Source organism: Flavitalea plasmicola (genome assembly GCF_030546645.1).
Lineage (GTDB): Bacteria > Bacteroidota > Bacteroidia > Chitinophagales > Chitinophagaceae > Puia.
Window position 1 is genome coordinate 995,639 of sequence record NZ_JAUOTO010000003.1, and the last position, 18,505, is coordinate 1,014,143.

Annotated in this window: 15 protein-coding genes; 5 read left to right on the forward strand and 10 right to left on the reverse strand. The window is 52.0% G+C overall.

From position 1 onward, the window contains the following. Positions 1–12: 12 nt before the first annotated feature. The 5 genes from Q4E93_RS14045 to Q4E93_RS14065 form a co-directional block, all read right to left on the reverse strand. Entirely contained in the window at positions 13–2,394 is a 2,382-nt protein-coding gene (locus Q4E93_RS14045; RefSeq protein ID WP_303586171.1) for an ABC transporter permease, read from the reverse strand. 120 nt (positions 2,395–2,514) lie between these two features. Continuing rightward, positions 2,515–4,671, reverse strand: coding sequence for an outer membrane protein assembly factor BamB family protein (locus Q4E93_RS14050; protein ID WP_303586173.1), 2,157 nt, complete (start codon positions 4,669–4,671; stop codon positions 2,515–2,517). A 13-nt stretch (positions 4,672–4,684) separates the two neighbouring features. Further along, positions 4,685–5,902 carry a glycoside hydrolase family 172 protein gene (locus tag Q4E93_RS14055; RefSeq protein WP_303586175.1) on the reverse strand — a complete coding sequence of 406 codons (1,218 nt, stop codon included), beginning with the start codon at positions 5,900–5,902 and terminating at the stop codon, positions 4,685–4,687. A 97-nt stretch (positions 5,903–5,999) separates the two neighbouring features. Then, complete coding sequence (locus tag Q4E93_RS14060) at positions 6,000–7,217, reverse strand: RNA polymerase sigma factor (RefSeq protein WP_303586177.1); 1,218 nt, start codon at positions 7,215–7,217, stop codon at positions 6,000–6,002. Between the two features lie 4 nt (positions 7,218–7,221). Then, positions 7,222–7,584, reverse strand: coding sequence for a YciI family protein (locus Q4E93_RS14065; RefSeq protein ID WP_303586179.1), 363 nt, complete (start codon positions 7,582–7,584; stop codon positions 7,222–7,224). A 185-nt stretch (positions 7,585–7,769) separates the two neighbouring features. Here Q4E93_RS14065 and Q4E93_RS14070 point away from each other — a divergent pair, with 185 nt between their 5' ends. From Q4E93_RS14070 to Q4E93_RS14080, 3 genes are all read left to right on the forward strand, one after another. Beyond that, a complete protein-coding gene (locus Q4E93_RS14070; RefSeq protein WP_303586181.1) occupies positions 7,770–9,854 on the forward strand; it encodes a hypothetical protein in 2,085 nt (694 codons plus the stop codon). Next, positions 9,772–10,503 (forward strand): Crp/Fnr family transcriptional regulator, encoded by a 732-nt coding sequence (locus Q4E93_RS14075; RefSeq protein ID WP_303586183.1) that lies wholly within the window; start codon positions 9,772–9,774, stop codon positions 10,501–10,503. Before Q4E93_RS14070 ends, Q4E93_RS14075 begins: the two co-directional genes overlap by 83 nt. An 81-nt stretch (positions 10,504–10,584) precedes the next feature. Then, on the forward strand, positions 10,585–11,319 hold the full coding sequence (locus Q4E93_RS14080; RefSeq protein ID WP_303586185.1) for an SDR family oxidoreductase: 735 nt from the start codon (positions 10,585–10,587) through the stop codon (positions 11,317–11,319). 53 nt (positions 11,320–11,372) lie between these two features. Here Q4E93_RS14080 and Q4E93_RS14085 read toward each other — a convergent pair whose 3' ends face one another. Both Q4E93_RS14085 and Q4E93_RS14090 read right to left on the reverse strand, forming a co-directional pair. Further along, positions 11,373–11,741: a nuclear transport factor 2 family protein gene (locus Q4E93_RS14085; protein ID WP_303586187.1), complete on the reverse strand. Its 369-nt coding sequence runs from the start codon at positions 11,739–11,741 to the stop codon at positions 11,373–11,375. Positions 11,742–11,816: 75 nt separating this feature from the next. Continuing rightward, entirely contained in the window at positions 11,817–12,572 is a 756-nt protein-coding gene (locus Q4E93_RS14090) for an alpha/beta hydrolase (RefSeq protein ID WP_303586190.1), read from the reverse strand. A gap of 392 nt (positions 12,573–12,964) precedes the next feature. Here Q4E93_RS14090 and Q4E93_RS14095 point away from each other — a divergent pair, with 392 nt between their 5' ends. Both Q4E93_RS14095 and Q4E93_RS14100 read left to right on the forward strand, forming a co-directional pair. After that, a complete protein-coding gene (locus Q4E93_RS14095; RefSeq protein ID WP_303586191.1) occupies positions 12,965–13,861 on the forward strand; it encodes a PfkB family carbohydrate kinase in 897 nt (298 codons plus the stop codon). 258 nt (positions 13,862–14,119) lie between these two features. Further along, the gene (locus tag Q4E93_RS14100; protein ID WP_303586193.1) at positions 14,120–16,756 is read left to right on the forward strand and encodes a sigma 54-interacting transcriptional regulator; all 2,637 of its coding nucleotides are present in this window, start codon (positions 14,120–14,122) and stop codon (positions 16,754–16,756) included. 3 nt (positions 16,757–16,759) lie between these two features. Here the strand turns inward: Q4E93_RS14100 and Q4E93_RS14105 are convergent, their stop codons facing one another. From Q4E93_RS14105 to Q4E93_RS14115, 3 genes are read right to left on the reverse strand one after another with little or no spacing between them, the layout of a single operon-like run. Then, the gene (locus tag Q4E93_RS14105) at positions 16,760–17,059 is read right to left on the reverse strand and encodes a DUF3817 domain-containing protein (protein WP_303586195.1); all 300 of its coding nucleotides are present in this window, start codon (positions 17,057–17,059) and stop codon (positions 16,760–16,762) included. Between the two features lie 10 nt (positions 17,060–17,069). Then, on the reverse strand, positions 17,070–17,540 hold the full coding sequence (locus Q4E93_RS14110; protein WP_303586197.1) for a hypothetical protein: 471 nt from the start codon (positions 17,538–17,540) through the stop codon (positions 17,070–17,072). A 55-nt stretch (positions 17,541–17,595) separates the two neighbouring features. Further along, positions 17,596–18,504: a helix-turn-helix domain-containing protein gene (locus tag Q4E93_RS14115; protein ID WP_303586199.1), complete on the reverse strand. Its 909-nt coding sequence runs from the start codon at positions 18,502–18,504 to the stop codon at positions 17,596–17,598. Position 18,505: the final 1 nt, after the last annotated feature.

Here is an 18,505-nt window from a genome sequence, read left to right on the forward strand (position 1 = left end):
TAAGCCGCCCCTCTATTCCGCCCGCAAGCTATCTGCCGGGTTGACCACGGCTGCTTTTATGGATTGATAGCTGACTGTCGCCAACATAAGTATTGCCAGCGATAGCCCCGCCAGGGCGAAGATCTCCCATCCTATATCGATCCGGTAAGCAAATCCCGCCAACCAGGTGTGCATGAGCCACCAGGTCAGTGGGAAAGCAATCAGCATAGCCAACGCCATCAGGCCGACGAAGCTCCTGGAAAGCAACAATGTCACATTTCCAACGGAGGCGCCCAGTACTTTGCGGATACCGATCTCGCGGGTCCTGGATTCTGCGTTGTAGGCTGCCAGCCCTGACAGTCCAAGACAGGAGATCAGGATGGCCAGGGCGGCAAAATAGCGGGAAAGCAGCGATACCCTTTGTTCCGAAACATATAAGGACTGATAGGCCTGGTCGAGGAAATTATATTCGAATACATAGCCCGGGTTAAAACGCTTGTAAAGGCTCGTCAATCCGGCCAGCGTTTCCCTTTCCCGCCCCGCTGCCATTCGCACCATCACCATCGAGGTATGCGCGGGATTAAAATAGAACACCATCGGCATGATCGTCTCATGCAGTGAAGTGACATGGAAATCCTTCACCACTCCGATGATCGTCATATCCCGGTCCCACATCCGGATGGTAGTGCCGACAGGATGCTGCAACCCCATGGCCCTGATGGCCGTTTCATTGCAGATCAATTTTGAAGAGTCCGCCCCATAGGCCGGCGAAAAATCCCGCCCCTCTTTCAGGCGGATCCCCATGGTCTGTAAGAGACCGTAATCTAAGGCCCTTACCCCAAAATTGATCTGCGCATCTTTTGGTTTTCCCGGCCAGGAGATACCGTAAGTGGCGGAACCAAGATCACCCTGCACGATATTTTGCTCCATGGTCGAAGCGCTGACGATGCCCGGCACTTTCCGGAGTTCCGCAAGGAAAGCCTTCGGGTCTTGCGCCAATGCTCCTTCCTTATCAAAATAGACCACATGGTCCCTGTCGTAACCTAAATTTTTGGATTGTATATAGGCCACCTGCCGGTAGATAACGATCATCGAGACGATCAGCACCAGGGAGATAGTGAACTGAAAAACAACCAGCCCTTTCCTGGTCAGCAGCTCCAGCACGGAGTTACGCAGCTTGCCTTTCAGCACGAGGATCGGTTTGAAACCCGATAGATAGAAGGCCGGATAGCTACCGGCAAGGATTCCCGTCAATAAGGTGATCCCTAACATGGAGGCCAGCACGGGTGGCGTGAACGCCACATCCAGTTGCTTGCCTGTCACCTGGCTGAATACAGGCAGCAGTAAGGAGACAAGCAAGAATGCCCCCAGCAGGGAAAGCATGGCCGTCAGCCCGGCCTCTGCCAGGAACTGGAAGATCAGGGCCTGTCTGGAAGAGCCCATCACTTTCTTGATGCCGACTTCTTTTGCCCTGCGCGAGGCCTTTGCCGTGGAAAGGTTCATGAAATTGATACAAGCGATCAGCAGTATGATGATGGCTACCACCGAGAATATACGCACGTACTCGATCCTGCCCCCTACCACGACGCCATTTTCATATCTCCCGTACAGATAGGCGCTGGAATAAGGCCGGACAAAGAGCGTGTAGCGCGTTTGTCCATTGTATCGTTTCACGAAATCCACGATCTTCTTATCAAAAGCCGCGACATTCGTCCCCGGCTTCAATAGCAGGTAAGTGAATGGTCCTTCATTCCACCATTTCTGTCCATTGGTCCAGATGTCATTGATCAACAGGTCATGAGTAAGAATGAAGTCGAAGGTCATGGAACTATTTGAAGGCAGGCGGGCAAGGACCCCGGTGACTACGGACTGCTGTTTTTTTCCAAACATATCCCAGGAGATCGTACGGCCCATGGCCTGGCTCGCACCGCCGAAAAGCTTACCGGCCATCTCTTCGGAGAGGACAATGCTGTTCTTATCTGTAAGCACCTGCTCCCCCTTTCCCTGGAGAAATGGAAAAGAAAAAAGACGGAAGAAATCCTTGCCGGCAAAGATGCCCGCAGATTTTACTACTTTATCGACCGTCCGCATTTGCAGGTACACCCCCACTTTCTTCAGGTCCATGACAGCCGTAGCCGCTGCCACTTCCGGCAGGTCCGTCTGCATTGCAGACGCCAGCAACCCCTGGGTCCCCTCGTGAACCTGGATCTCTCCATTCACCTTGTTTTCCTCCATCACCTGGTATAGCCGGCTATCATTGGCATGGAACTTATCAAATCTCCATTCGTCATGTACCCACAGGTAAATGAGGAAAGTGCATGCCAGTCCCGTGGACAACCCGATCCAGTTGATGAAAAAAGAACTCTTATGACGACGGAGATTGCGGATGGCGATAAGCAGGTAGTGGTGCAGCATGTTCTCAAGTTTGGTAATTCGGAGCACACGGGATGCCGGGCTTTTAAATAGCTGATAACCAAATGTATGAATCGGAGGATCCACTTCGACATTGTCCATTTTCGAACACTGGTCGTCCGTTTATCTGTTCCCCAGGGCAAAAGCAATATAGCTATCGCCGGACGGCGTATTCAGCTTTCCCCCTCCACAGGCGATGACAACGTATTGCCTGCCTTCCAGCTCATACACGGCCGGGGTGGCATACGCAGGCACCGGGAGTGTATACTCCCACAATAATTTACCTGTGCGCTTGTTGAATGCCCTGAGCTTTCCATCCTTTGCGGCTGCGATGAAGAGCAAACCTCCCGCTGTGACCACACCAGCTCCATAATTCTCCACGCCGGTTGGTTCCTTTGCCTGCGGAAAAGCAGGATCACTGCCTAAGGCTGTCTTCCAGACATAGGCGCCTGTATTGAGATCGATGGCATTCAGCGTACCCCATGGTGGAGAAATGGCAGGGTAACCTTCCTTGCTTAAGAATTTATTATAGCCCATCATGGCATAAGGCAATTTCGCAGGATCATCTTTTATGGCAGCACTGTCCACAAAAGCATTTTTTTGCTCCCTACCAATGTTCAGCACAAAGCTGGCCAGCGCCTTTCTCTCCCCTCCTGTGAGTTGCCTGAATGCCGGCATCATCCTTCGGCCGCTCTGTACCAACGTATCAAAAGCAGCAGGCGAATACTTTTGCTGAATATTCTCCAGGGACGGGATGGCGCCCCCTCCTTTCCGCTGCTGTCCATGACAGCTCATACAATTGGCCTGGTAGAGGCGGAGGCCCGCCTGGAGGTTGTTCTCATGTCCCGCTGGTGTCATCTCCACCCGCTTTGCCTGCATGATCCAGGCCATTTCATTGGCATTGACATACAAGATCCCCGTTGCCGGGTCAAAGGTAGGGCCGCCCCATTCCGCACCGCCGTCCAGTCCCGGGAACTCCACCGTACCTTCCATGGAGGGCGGGTTGAATAAATGATCTTTTTTGTAGCCCTGGAATCTTTTTTTCACTTCTGCGAAGGACGAGTCTGACAGGTAAGGGTTGATATCCTTCTCCGTCATCAGCTGCCGCATAAAAGGCGCCGGCGCCGTAGGATACGGCTGCATGGGTGATAGCTTCTCCCCTTCCAGCTCACTGATGGCCGGCACAGGTTGCTCTACGACGTCATACACTGGCTTGCCCGTCACACGGTCGAAAATATACAGGAATCCCATCTTGGTGGTCAATGCCAGGGCCTCTGTCTTTTTTCCGCCCCTGTTGATCGTGACCAATGCGGGAGGCGAGCTGCAGTCCCTGTCCCACACATCATGATGAATGACCTGGTAATGCCATGCCAGCTTTCCCGTCGCCGCATCGATGGCCAGCACGCTGTTGCCAAAAAGATTATTGCCTTTTCTTCTGCCGCCGTAAAAATCATAGGAGGCCGAACCCGTTGCCGCGAATAGCAGCCCCCTTGCCTCATCCAGGCTAAAGCCACTCCAGGCATTGGCGCCCCCGATGAACCGGTAGGCCGTAGTATCGTCCCAGGTCTCAAAACCTGCCTCTCCAGGCTGTGGGATGGTATGAAAGATCCACACCTGTCTGCCGGTGCGCACATCATAAGCCCTTATGTGACCCGGCGCCGCCGAAGGGCCTTCATCCACCCGGGAGCCCATGATCAGCAGATCCCGGTAGATCGTGGGGGGCGAAGTGGCCGTGATGAACAGGTTGCTCACATCCCTGCCCAGGCCTTCATGCAGATCGATCTTTCCCTGATGACCAAAATCCTGCACCAGATGCCCATTCAGGGCATTGACGGCATAGAGGTTCGAGCCGGCGGTATAATAGATCCTTTTATCGTCCGCTCCATCAGTCCAATAGGTGACACCCCTGCAATTATTCAGGATAAAGAACATTTTTTTATCGCTGCCAAGCGAATCGAATGGATTGAACTCCCATTTCCGCTGTCCCGTCCTGGCATCGATGGCAAAAAGCTTCATCCCGGGAGACGTGCCGTATAGCAGCCCGTCCACGATGATGGGATTACATTGTATCTGGGAATGATGAGCCGTGTCGACATCTCCGGAATGGTATTCCCAGGCGACCCTTAATTGCGAAACATTGCCCGTATCCACCTGTGTCAGCGAAGAATAATGAATGCATTCATCCGAGCCTTTGTATTTTGTCCAGCCGGCATATGCTCTGTGAGATGACGAACGGCAGGCGCATAACAAGAGAAGTACGCCTGGAATGATTTTTCTCATGGCAATCAGTTGATTATTTTTTGGCCTTGTAAGTCCGGATCGTGACGGCCTGAAGAGCCGGTAATTCGTTTGACGGTTTGTCCAGGTAAAAATAAGATGTTGCCGACACATCGTCGCTCCGGTAGAACATAACATAACCGTCCGGCAATGAAGGGTCGCTAAGGTCCGTTATTTTTCCCGGAGTGTACAAGGGTTTCACCGGCCCCTGCTGGTCGTCGATAGTGACAGGTATCAACGGCACCCCTTTTGCCTGCAGCTGCGCCACCAGCTTCTTCTCATTGCTTCCCATTTCCGGCAACACCACCTTACAATCCTTTTTGAAATAGATAGGGTCCGGTATATGCCATCTGTAAAAGGCCCACCCCCTTCCATCCTTATTAGCCGAAAGACAACCAGCATAATCATTGTAGAATTCGCCTTCTCCCCAGCCGGAACCTATATAATCCTCCGTGCCCGTGCCTGATAAAGTGGGATATTGTCTGTCCCCATCCAGGTACATCTTCACCTCGCCCTCTCCCCACCAATGCTTTTCATAAACAGGATTTTCCACCACTCCCACATTGACGCCCAGGAATCTTCCTTTGCCCGAAACCCGGGGCAGCACCTGAAAATCCTCCCCCAGCCGGGTGGCGGTATCCCTGTGCCACCAGGCATGAAAATAAAGATTGCTTTCTTTCCACTGGGTCACCTGCTGGAAATCGATATCGTAAAAAAGATGACTTAGCCTTATACTGCTTTCATTGGTCACCTGTATCCGGGCGCCCCTGCGAAAAGGCATGGGGATATAGCAGACAAATGATCTCCCTTCCGGGTTGGCGAAAAGTGCGTTGTGGAATACGGTTGTTCGTCCCAGGCCCATGCCAAAGAAGTCCCCCAGCGGCGCCGATACCGCAGGCCTGACAGCGTCATCCCAGAACATCTCGATCTTCAGGCTGCGCAGCATTTCTGGACTACGGTCATCAATCGTTATCCAGATCCTGTTAATGATCCCTGCACCTTTTACTTTCAGCAGCTGTTTCGTCTCTCCCGGTGCCAGGTCATCGGAAGGATAACCTTTCGCTCCGTTGTTTCGCGTGGCGCCCTTGCCTTTCTCCGCACCCGGATTTTCAAAGCTGGCCCAACGAGGGCTACTGGTGCTGTCAAATTCGAAAAGGACTTTTCCCCCGAGCGCCTGACCGGTCACCATAGAACATAGTAATAGCAAAGAAATGAGCAGGAATGGAATTCTCATATAATATCAATCGTTAAATGTCCTGGCTATGAAAGGTACATTTATTTTTCAAAACAGTGCGTTCGTATATGCGATACATCTGGCAATGCCATTGCTGTTAATTATTGCTCAATTTCTTTTCAAGTACTGCCCTCTCCGCCTCCGATCCGGCCAACGCCAGCGCCTGTACAAAATGCTGCCTGGCCTTCTCCCTATCGACACCCGTATACAGTTCGCCCAGCAGCGAATGATAGAATAGATTACCCGTCAGCTGCAGCCCCTCCGCTTCCACTATCGCCTTTTCTTTTCCATAAACCCTAAAAAAAGCATACGCCCTGTTCAACGCAGCAATAGGAGAATACTCCAGGATCAACAACTGATTATACAGACGCAGAATGTTTTCCCACTTCTCCTGCTCCGCCACCTGATGTGTATGCCACCAGGCAATCGCCGCCTCTACATGATACTTCGATATCTCTCCCCTTCCAGATGCCTGCACAAAAAAATGGCTCCCCCTGTCGATCAGCTCCTGGTCCCAACGGCTGGTATCCTGTTCTTCATATAACACCAGCTCCCCGCTGTCGTCGATCCTGGCATCAAAACGGGATGCCTGAAAACACATGAGGGCCATCAGCGCATACACTTTGGGTTTGCCGGTGGGTGGATGGCCCAGGAGCAGGTAAGTCAGCCGCATGGCCTCTAAACAAAAATCTTTCCTCAATACCTTGTCAACGCTGGCCGAATAATATCCTTCATTGAACAGTAAATAAAGGTATACCAGCACCGTATCCAGCCGGGCGCTTATTGCACCGCCTTCGGGAAAGGCTATTTCCACCTCCTCTGCCCTCAGCTTTTCCTTTGCCCGGAACAACCGCTTGTTTATATTTCCTTTGGATGTAAGCAGGGCCTGCGCGATCTCGTCGATGGTGAAACCGCAAAGAACGCGCAGGGCCATACTTACCTGGGCTTCTACAGGTATGGAAGGGTGGCAGATGGCAAACAGCATCTGCAGCTGGCTGTCAGTAATATTCTGGCCTGAAAGGTCGATATCCATTTCAAAGCTGCGCTCGCCGCCTTGTATCAGATCCTTCCTGACCCGCTTTTCAAACACCTTGTCATGTTTCAGATAATTCAGCGCATTGTTCCTTGCTACAGCATACAACCAGGCTACGGGATTGGAGGGCACCCCCTTCATGCCCCAGGTCTCGGCTGCGGATAAAAAAGTGTCACTGACGATGTCTTCCGCAATGTCCATATATGCCATCCCAAAACGGCTGCATAACACTGTCACCATCTTGCCATATTCCTTTCTGTAAAGGTCCGGTATCAGGTCCATGGCTCTACGAATTATCATCCGGTGCGACCAGCGGCCTTACCTCCACCTTGCCACCCCCGAAAAGCATCGGGCAGGCCTTGGCTATTTCGACAGCCTCTTCGACGGATGGGGTCTTTACCACAATGTAGCCGTTGATAAACTCTTTTACTTCTGTGTACGGACCGTCAGTGACCACATTGCCTGGCGCCACAGTCTTCGATTCTCTTATTCCAAGCCGGTGGCCGCCGTCGGCCAACATATCCCTGGCGGCAATGCCGCCCATCCAATTACTCCAGCTGGTCATCATTTCCTGCAATTGGGCAGGGGTCAGCTGAGGCGCAGGTTCAGTAGGAGTACTTGTTCGGAAGATCAATGCAAACTCTTTCATTTTAATACATTTTAAGGTTATTGTATATCCTATAGACAACCCACCTTTTCCGGTTAGGACAAATAGAGGAAATATTTATTTTTCCCACCCGGCATGCTTATCGTAATATCAAAAAGTATAAAAAATAGATCAAATCTATCCCATTTCCCCATCCCGTCTGCGTTTACTTGCACCCAAACTGTAGTATGAATAAACCGGGCCTCCTGCTTTGCATCGTCCTGTCCATTGCCTTATCCCTCCGGGCACAGTCAAACATCTCCATCACAGCAGACGGCTCTTCTGTTACCTATGCCTTTGCAGTAAAGGAGCTCACCTGTTTCCTGGGATCTACTTCCCTGCATATTCACCTCTCCACTGACGCCACCTTGTCGGCAGGCAGCTTTTTCATCGACAACGATTCTGCACGCAAACGTATCCTCCTTACCGGCAGTAACGAAACATCCATGCTGCACGCGGTATATACTTTTCTCGAACAATTGGGCTTCCGTTTTGAGATCACCGGCCCTGTCTACCCTTCCCGGCTCAACCCCGAAAAATTAAGGGCTGGCCGCACATTCATTCAACCCTTTGTCCTTCAAAGAGGTATCCGCCAGCACCTCAACTTTCCCATGGATATCTCCTCCTACCCGCTGGAAGAGGCCCAAACATATATAAAGAACCTGGCCAGGCTCCGTTTTAACTGCATTACTTTTCACAGCTATCCCGGACAATGGTACGAGGTTCGCAGAAAAGATACTACCGAGTGGGCCGGCAATTTTTTTTATGGTCAGCAATATAACATTCCGGCACTGTCTTCCATAAAGGAAAAAGTGCGCAACCGTACCGTTTACTGCATCCCGGCCATCGAACCCTTTTATAATGACACGCCCGTCAAAAGCAAAATGGCCATCTACTGGCTGCAGGAGGTCATGCGGGAGTGCAAAAGGACAGGTTTGACCATCCGTTTCTCCTTCGAGGCCCGCAGTGCGGCCACCGATGTATCCCGCACGCTGGAGACAGCCCGCGCCATCCTTACCGAATATCCCCTTATTGACGAGCTGGAGCTAATGACTGAAGAGACAGGCGGATGGGAACCACCCGCCACCCGCGTCCATACGGAAGAGATGCTCACCACGCATTTCGGACAGGACGCGTTGAATGATCGCACTATCACAGCGCCTGTCCGGGATGGACAACCGGGGCTTGATTATCTCTTTGGCCAGATCGGACATAATATCCGGGCATTAAAGACCATCACCGATACCCTTCTGCGTCCGAAAGGTATCAAAGGATGCCTGGGCCTGTATGTCGCCATCCCGGAATACCTTCCCGCCACCTGGCGTTTGCTACAGAAATACGCTCCCGGTCAAAATTATTCCATCATGCCGGCACATGGCGCGCGAAAGACATCGCTGCAGCTTCCCCTGACCGGTATAAATAAAAAGGACTGGAATAATACCATGATCTATTCCTGGATAGAGTTCGACGGTATCATGTACCTGCAGCAAAACGCCGTTCGCGGCATCCGCCGCCTGCTGGAATATGCGCAGGACCTCAATGGTCCGGGCATTCCCATCGGGTCGATGTGTTTCAACCACTGGCGGACGGCGGAGAACAGGGTGACGGCACGATACGCCGCCCTGGCAACCTTGTATGGCCCCGCAGACGAAGGAGATTTCTACCGGGAATATGCACAAGGCCTGGGCATCGGTCAGGTCAACTCATTTACTTCGGCTATGAAGATCATCGACGATGCAGATTGGTTTGCCACCACCAGTCTCACCAATGTGGGATTTTGTTTTGCCGGCGCCTGGGGAAAAGGTTTCGCCGGCTTCGGCAGGCTTAATAAAGACCACCTGAAGAAAGGCCGGGAAATGTATCAGCAGGCCCTGGACCTGATCCAGCATTGCGCCCCCGGTACTACCAGCAAGGCAGGCCGTGGCTTCCTCGCCTTCCTGGACAATCGCCTGCGCGCCACCATCGTTTATTTCAAGGCTTATGAAAAAGGCGCAACACTGCAGGCCTTTAATAAGATCTCCGGACGCTTTCCTGAAACTAAAAATCAAATAGCAGCCATCTGCGATGAAGCCGCTCTGCTGTTTCGCCAGTACATTCAACTACAATCTATGCTGTTGCCTGACAGGGGCAGTGAAGGTACCCTTGTCAGCGCTTATTATACGCCCATTGCTATCCTCCAGCGGATCCGGTATGAATACGCGGGTATTCCTTACAACGACCCGCCGGCCACAGGCAAGCCGGCAGACGCCCCGCCTCCGCCTATTACCTTTTGAGCTTTTCCCCTCCCTGGTAATTCATGCGACGGAATATGGAGAGAGGGGCGCCTGCTTCTCTTTAATTATCTTTGCGGACATGGACAACCCATTGATCAACTACCTGCAGCTTTTCACACCCTTGCCGGAAGAAGACAAGGTGCTGCTGACGGATGCATTTGAGCCCCATAGTTTTAAAGAAGGCGAAGCCCTCTTTCGCGGCGGCGCCATCTGCCGGGAAATGTTCTTCATCTGTAAGGGTGTGCTTCGCATCCTCGCTTCCAACGCAAAAGGCGCCGAGGTGACCCATTATTTCCTCAGCGAAAACACATTCTGTACCATTCTCAACAGTTTCAACAACAATGTTCCAGCCGAAGAGACCATTGAAGCCGCCTGCGGGACGGAAGTGCTGGTGATCGCTAAGACAAGGCTGCTCTCCCTTTATAATAAGATCACCTACCTGCAGGCGCTGGTCAACCAAATCACCCAGCAGAAGCTGCTGGACAAGATACAGACGCGCAATGCCTACCTGGGGCAGGACGCATTGACCCGGTATAGATTGTTCATGATGCGGCAACCCGATATCGCCTTGCGGGTACCGCTGAAGGATGTGGCATCTTACCTGGAGATCACACCACAGTCGCTCAGCCGCATCCGGAAAAAGGTGTAGTCCTGCGCTCCTCTATTTCTTACCAATTGGTAACTTCCTTCTCCACACTCCTGCTGAACTTTGTGCCTGAAAAAAAATATTATGGCACAGCACAACAACACACTCAAAGACAAAAAAGTACTCCTTTTCGGCGGTAGTTCCGGCCTGGGCCTTGCCACTGCCAGAGCCGCAGCTGCAGAAGGAGCCATCGTCACCATCGTATCCAGCAACCAGCAACGCATCGGCCTGGCCTTACAACTTCTGCCTGCCAACGCCACAGGGCAAGCCATCGACCTCAGCCAGGAAAAGAACATACAGCAATTTTTCGCAGCAGCCGCCCAATTCGATCACTTCGTATATACTGCAGGCGAGAACCTCAGGCTCACTAACATCAGCGACACGGATATTGACACCGCCCGCAGTTTTTTCAATCTTCGCTACTGGTGTGCCTTCGCTGCCGTCAAATACGGCGCATCCCATATCAATCCCGGCGGCTCCATTAGTCTCACTGGTGGCATCGCGGGGGCAAGACCCGGCAAGGGATGGTCCGTTGCGTCCAGCATCTGCGGCATGATGGAAGGTTTCACCCGCGCCATGGCTGTGGAGCTGGCGCCCATACGCGTCAATTGTGTCGTCCCCGGCGTGATCAGGACGGATTTATGGAGCAGCATGCCGGAAGCAGACAGGGAGCAGCTGTATGCCAGCGTTGGCAGTAGCTCACTGTTGCAACGGGTAGGCGAAGCAGAAGACATCGCTCAAACCTATTGCTATCTCATGAAACAAACCTTCGGCACCGGTCAATGTCTGACGGTGGACGGCGGTGCCGTTTTGATATAAAAAATAAACACCCGGTGAATGACCCACCGGGTGTTTATTATGAAACGTTCTCTTTATGACTGCTGCTCCAGTAATGGCCTGGGATCGAACACCACCTTCAGATGGCTGATCTTTCCACGTTGCAGATGGTACCATCCGCATCCGAAGATCGTTTTTCCCGAGATCTCCAGGTCGTACAAGAGGCAAACATCATCTCCGTCCTCGAATGCTTTCCTGATATGATATTTCAAACGCATTTTCTCCATATCCTGAAAATAAGCATCCGCGCCATGACGTGCGCCCAGGACTCCATCGAATTCCATGTCATCGTTGACACATGACCTTGCGGCCTTAAGATCGCCGGCGTTCAAGGCTTTAATACAGGTCAACACCACTTCTTTCGCACTGGTCCGGGACAGTGCGGCTGACTTTTCTTTTATCATAACCTCATTTTCATGCGGCCAAAGAAATTATTGTGCCAGCCCGTTGTCCCTTCTTCCAGTGTAGTACATTTCTTATCATTTAGCAACGGCCCCTCTGGCGGCAGCCTCGATCACGGCAGCTACGGCCCCTGGCTGGGAAACAAATACCACATGACTTGCCTTGATCTCCGTGACAACGGAACCGGCGCGTTTGGACATCTGCCGCTCCGTGTCGGGATTGATCGCCTTATCCTCTGTTGCGACAATGGCCCAGCTGGGTTTGGACTTCCAGGCTGCCGCCGTCAAAGGCGTGACAGCGCATTTTGCGTTCCATGCCCCTTGCGAAGCATACATGAACGCTGCCTTGTCCGCGGGCAGGTCGGCACAAAATCCTGCATGAAATTTTGCCTTGTCAAAATAAATGTATCCCTTTTCATCAGGCGGCAAAGCACCATTCTCCGGAGCAGGCGGAGCGGCCGTAGCCCATTTCAGCACATTCTCGCCGGCATCCGGCAGGAAAGCGGCCACGTACACGAGACCCACCACTTTTGAGGAGGCGCCGGCCTGGGATATAACGGCCCCTCCGTAAGAATGCCCTACCAGGATGACGGGTCCCTCCAGCTTGTCCAGGACCCGGTCTACTGATGCCACATCGTCTTCCAATGAGCTCAGTGGATTCTGTACGGCGATGACGTTGTATCCCTTTGCCGATAATAGCTTATACACCGCCTCCCAACCGGAGGCATCGGCAAAAGCGCCGTGCACCAATACAATGTTTTTTACGGGTCCTGAGGATTGGGCCATCGCTCCAAAGGATAGCAAGGCCCCTAATAAAACCGCAGCATACTTCATGGTTGATAATTTACCACAATGGTACGGCAGCCTGGTTTTTCAGGCAATTGCCAAATGAGCGTTTCTGTTGTACGAATGATGGGTATATTTAACGCTTCGCGTAAGATTCTTTTAAGCGCTTTTTAATGTATACTTTGGGAAATTCGCGCTTACTTTTGACCAGGCGATAGCGGTATTGATTCCCCTAAAAATAATCACAATGCATTAAACCATGCTCCGGCGCCCCGGTCACATGGCCGCGTCCTTATCGATCCGTTGACCATCCGGAAAACCGGGCCCGCTTTTTGCGCTTGCTGGCGAACATTTTATAAAGTAAATTTGTAATTGGTTCAATAATAGGATGTAACCGATAGGCTTGGCATAATTAATTAGCATACAATAATTTAAGAAGCATGTACGACATTTGTTGCGTAGGACATATCACTCTGGATAAAGTGGTGACTCCCAAAGCCACCGTTTATATGGCAGGCGGCACTTCCTTCTATTTTTCCAATGCCATCAGCAATATGGACCTGAGCTATACCCTGGTGACTGCCCTTGCCGAAAAGGACAAGGACATCGTAGAAGAACTCCGGTCTAAAGGCATCGAGGTCATCGCCCTTCCCAGCGTTTATACTGTTTATTTCGAAAATATCTATACCAGGGACCAGGACCACCGTGTACAGCGGGTTTCACAGAAAGCAGACCCCTTTACGGCGGATCAGCTGCTGGCCGTCGATGCACGGATCTTTCACCTGGGCCCCCTGCTGGCCGATGACATTCCCTGGGAACTGATCAGGCCCCTTTCAGAAAAAGGCATAGTGTCCCTTGATGTACAGGGCTATCTTCGGGAAGTCCGCAACAAGAATGTACACGCCATTGACTGGCCTGCTAAGAAGGAAGCCCTTCGACACGTGCATGTTCTGAAAGCGAATGAGTCGGAAATGATGGTGCTGACAGGAGAGAATGACGTTCGCAAAGGCGCCAGGATCCTGTTCGAATGGGGCGTGAAGGAAGTGGTCATCACCCTGGGCAGCAAGGGCAGCGTTATCTACAACGGCCGCAATTTCTATATCATCCCTGCCTATAGCCCCACTACTTCCGTCGTCGATGCAACAGGTTGCGGCGACACCTACATGGCAGGGTACCTCTATTGCCGGGCAAAAGGGAAGGGTCTGCAGGAATCCGGCGAGTTCGCCGCCGCCATGGCTACGCTTAAAATAGAATCCTCCGGCCCTTTCACTGGCACGGAAGATGACGTGATGGCTTTGCTCGCCAACAACAAGCGGAGAGTATTCCTGGAAGTCTGACCCAACGTCTACCCCTAACGGCATTTCCGGTGCCCGGGTGCGTTTGAATGCCGAAAAATTGACGCCCGTCTGTCAGTGGCCTGAGCTCAAAATGGCCCTTGAATAAATACTTGTTTAGTTGCAATGACTTAATAATCAATCAGGTAGAAGCTGGTGGTCCTCCCTGCAGGTACGAATTTTCGTATTTTTGTTAAGCCGGATACGAAATTTCGTATATTGTCCATAATTCTGTGCTAAAAACCATTAACACCCTTATAAATGAAAGACCCCCTCTCCTTATCGGCCTTGATCTCGGCTTTTGGCAACGATCTGGCCGGCGTTGGTGATAGGGAAAGCCTGCTCCGCGTGGTTGCCAGGCATTTTAACGAGCAACTAACCTTCAGCGATATACTCCTTTCCATTGTCAATGAAGACAAGCAGACGCATAGTGTCACCCTCTACCATACTGATCCCTCCCGCCAGGAAAAGAGCGAATATGCCTCTCTGTCACATGAAAAATTCAGGATAGAGGACGGCGTTTGTAATATCACCATGGCCTCTCCCTCCCCTCTTGTCGTAGACATAGCCAGTATCCTTCTTCGGCCAGCCCCCCCTCGTTATATAGCCCGATGGTACCGTCCTGCCATCAGCAGGATGATCGCCGTTCGCCTGCGAAGCCACAATCAGCTGCTGGGTGCCCTCTTTTTCTTTTTCGAAAAAGCGCACATCGGCATCGATGACCTGGGGGTGGTGCAGCATTTTTCCTATATGATCGCGCCAGCTTTGAAGAACATCCTGACCGAGGAAAGGACCTCCCGGCAACAACAGGACAACGAAACCCTGCTTTCCCTCAGCACCGACTTTGTCAAGGTCCGGGATAAAGAAGACCTGTTCCGGCAGCTGAACATCCGTCTGCGGCAGCTCTTTGTATTTGATCATAGCTGTATAGCCCTCGTCGACAAAGAGAAAAAGATCTTCAGGGCCAGCTTCCTTCACCAGCCTGCTGCCGGCCCTTTCGACGACGACTATGTCCGCAAAGCAAATGAAGGTATTCCCTATGACGGGGGACTGGTCGAAGCCACACTAGCCACCGACCAGCCCCTGATCTTCGACCTCGACGAATACATGTCCCCCGAAGCGCCTGAATTTATCCGTCATAGCCATGACAGGGGTATCAAAGAAGTCGTTATGATGGCCCTGCGGAAAGAAGGAGAAAGCTTCGGCTTCCTTATCCTTTTCTCTACATCAAAGGGCTGGTTCACCTCCCGTCACCTGGATATCATCCGCCCACTCTCCCACCAGCTGTCCATCGCCTTTACGAATATACTTGCCCACGAGGCCATCCTGGAGAGTGCGCATGACAAAACGCTGATATTGTCGCTTGGCAAGGACCTCGCTTCCACCCGTAATAAAAAGGATTTTCCAACTGTCATCCAACGGACCTTACGCCCTATCCTGCCATACGATGAGCTGACGATCTCCCGCCTCAATCCTGACAACGAAACACATAGCGTTTATTTGGACGATCTTTCAGCCGCATCAAAAAGCCACCCGGATTATATCACGCGCGTTGCCCGGAAATATCCCGTGCAGGATGGCGTATATGAAGTCCTGCTCCAATCGGGGGCCCCCCTGGTCTATGACATGGACCAGCTCATCCGGAATGAGGTTGTTCCGCCTTACGTCACTTTTTTTCATGGGATCGGTATGCGGGAAATGCTGGCCATCCCGCTAAAGGAAAATGATAAAGGGATCGGCGGTGTCTTCGTCTACCTGAAGGAAAAAGGAAAGCTCAGTCATCTTAGCTTCAGCCTGCTGCAGGGCCTCTCCGCGCAGATCTCCATTGGCCTCACCAACATCCGGGCTTATGAAGAGATCGAAAGCCAGCTGGAGGAGATCCATCATTATAAGTCCCGGCTGGAAGAAGAGAACTACTACCTCCAGGAACAGGTCAGGACGGCGCATGGGTTCACCGAAATGGTCGGCGCTGGCAGCGCCATGCAGAAGCTCTTTCAGTTGGTGTCCATCGTCAGCCCCTCCGACAGCACCGTGCTCATTGTCGGTGAGGCCGGGACGGGCAAAGAGCTGGTGGCAAAAGCCATCCACAACGCCTCTCTCCGCAAAGGCAAATGTATGATCAAGGTCAACTGCGCCGACCTGCCCGCCAACCTGGTGGAAAGCGAGCTGTTCGGCCATGAGAAAGGCAGCTTCCCGGGCGCAGTGGAAAGACGCATCGGAAAATTTGAGCTCGCCAATGGCAGCACCTTGTTCCTGGATGAGATGGGAGAAATGCCGCTGGAGCTGCAAGGCAAGCTGCTGCGCGCCATGCAGGAGGGCGAGATCGAACGCATGGGGGGGGAAAGTGTCATCAAGACCAATGTACGCATCATCGCTGCCACCAATCGTGACCTGCGAAAAGAAGTGGAAGCAGGAAAGTTCCGCAGCGATCTTTTCCACCGGCTCAACGTATTCCCCATCCACCTTCCTCCTTTGCGTGATAGAAAAGAAGATCTTCCCATGCTGGCTTCTCATTTCATCAGCCAGCAGGCCCAACGCTCCGGCAAGAAAATTACCAATATCTCCCGGCGGGTGCTCGAGAACCTCATGCGCTATGACTGGCCCGGCAATGTCCGTGAGCTCGGGCAGCTCATCGAACGCAGCGTACTGATGACCACGGGGTCCACGATCAGGGAGATCCCTCTGCCCACCGACCTGCATACAGGCCCCTCCGACCCTGCCCATGGGAACTCTTTAAAAACACTCGATGAATTGGAAAGAGATCATATTCTGGCGGTATTGAAAAAATGCGGCCATAAGATCGGCGGTCCGGGCGGTGCAGCCGAGCTCCTCCGCCTGCCCGCCACCACCCTTCATTCCAAGATCAAAAAATTAGGCATTAAGAAGAAATTGGAATGACCCTTACTTTTCCCTGTTCATAGGCGCCAGTATCTTCCGGTCTATATAAAAAGTCCCAAACGGCACCACGCAAGCCACCAACACTTTCCAGGTCGTGGTCCCAAACTTCCAGCCATGCTCCACACCGACGCTCAGTGTGTGGACGACAAACAACAAAAAAAGCAGTCCATGCACAGGCCCAATGACGCGCACCCAATAAGGGTCGCCCAAAATGTATTTCACCGGTACTGCAACACCCACCAGCGCCAACAGGGATATCCCCTCCAGAAAAGCGATGATCCTTAATCTTTTGATCCTTGCCATATTTCAATTATTAAAAAGTTCTGAAAAGAGGTCGCCTGGCAAAAGGAGAAAATGGCCAGGGAACTGCCAGCAGGATGACCGCCAGTGCCGCCAGGTACCACAAGGTCATGGTCCTGAATTTCCCGACGTCCGTTGTCTTTCGTTTGGCGGCAGCCGATCCGACAGTGATCAGGATAATCGCCAGCGTCATCAGCAGGATATGGATCAGGCCAAAGAAAAACACCGGCAGCTGTCGCATTGCTTCCTTATAATGTCCCCTGAACCATTGCACCAGCGGGCTGTTGAAATACAGGCAATACCCGATCACCAGCTGCACATGAGCCAATGTCGCCGTAATATGCCGCACTTTATTGTCTGTTGGTGAAAAAACATTCCGGCCGGACCATCCGCGAATACCCCGCCACAAGGCATACACTAATCCCGACAACACCAGCCAGCGAAATAGGGAGTGGAAGAACAACAGCAGTGAATATGCTTTCATAAGATGCAAAGCTCCGCACCTGGTGCAATCACTCTTAGCACTTTTAAATCAACTTTTAGGATTTTTCAATCCCTTCTCTAAAACTACTGGGTGTCACCCCCTCATACTTGCGAAAAAGACGGGCAAAGTAAGACTGATCCGTAAATCCTACTTCCAGGGCCACCGCACTGATGGATAGTGAAGTCTGTCGTAAAAGGACCTTGGCTTCCGCAAGGATCATCTCATCGATCCACTGCGTGGGGGATTTTCCCGTAAAAGCCTTTATATTTTTATTGAGATGGTTGGGCGTAACATGCAGTAAGGAAGCATAGTCCGTCACAAGGCGTTTTGTCCTGAAATGCGTATACACCAGCTTCCTGAATTCCTCGAACATGGCGCCCATCCCCGGGCGATGTCCCTGACGCTCGAATCGGCTCACCTGGTTGATCTCGCAAAGCAACACCAGCAGGTAAGGCTGGATAATATCCATCCGCTCCAGGCCATAAGTGGAATATTCGAAGAACAATCTTTTGAACAGCTGCAGGATGAATTGTGAAGATTGCCGGTCGGAACGTATATGATAAGGGAATCCCCAGGAGCTAAGGAATCCGAAATCCCGGATGAGCTCATTCTTCCCATAGATACCCTGCAACAGCGCATCCTGGAAGTGACATAAATAACCCTTATTGACATCTCCTTGCCCGAAAGAGAACACCTGGCCCGCAGGGACCAGCAACAGCTCTCCCCGCCGGGTTTTGTATCGCCTGCTGCCGATGGTCATGATGGCTTCCCCTTCTGTAATATAAATAAATGTGTGACCGGTGCTCCGCGAGGCGGGGACGGCCTCACGCACCAGACGGTACATATCCTCCACCCGAACGATAAAGAACTGGCTGAAATCACCCTTCATCAGCTGCCCCAGCTCCGGCGAAGCCATATACCGTTCAGTAAACCCACGGCTATCATATACCTTTATTTTCGGCATG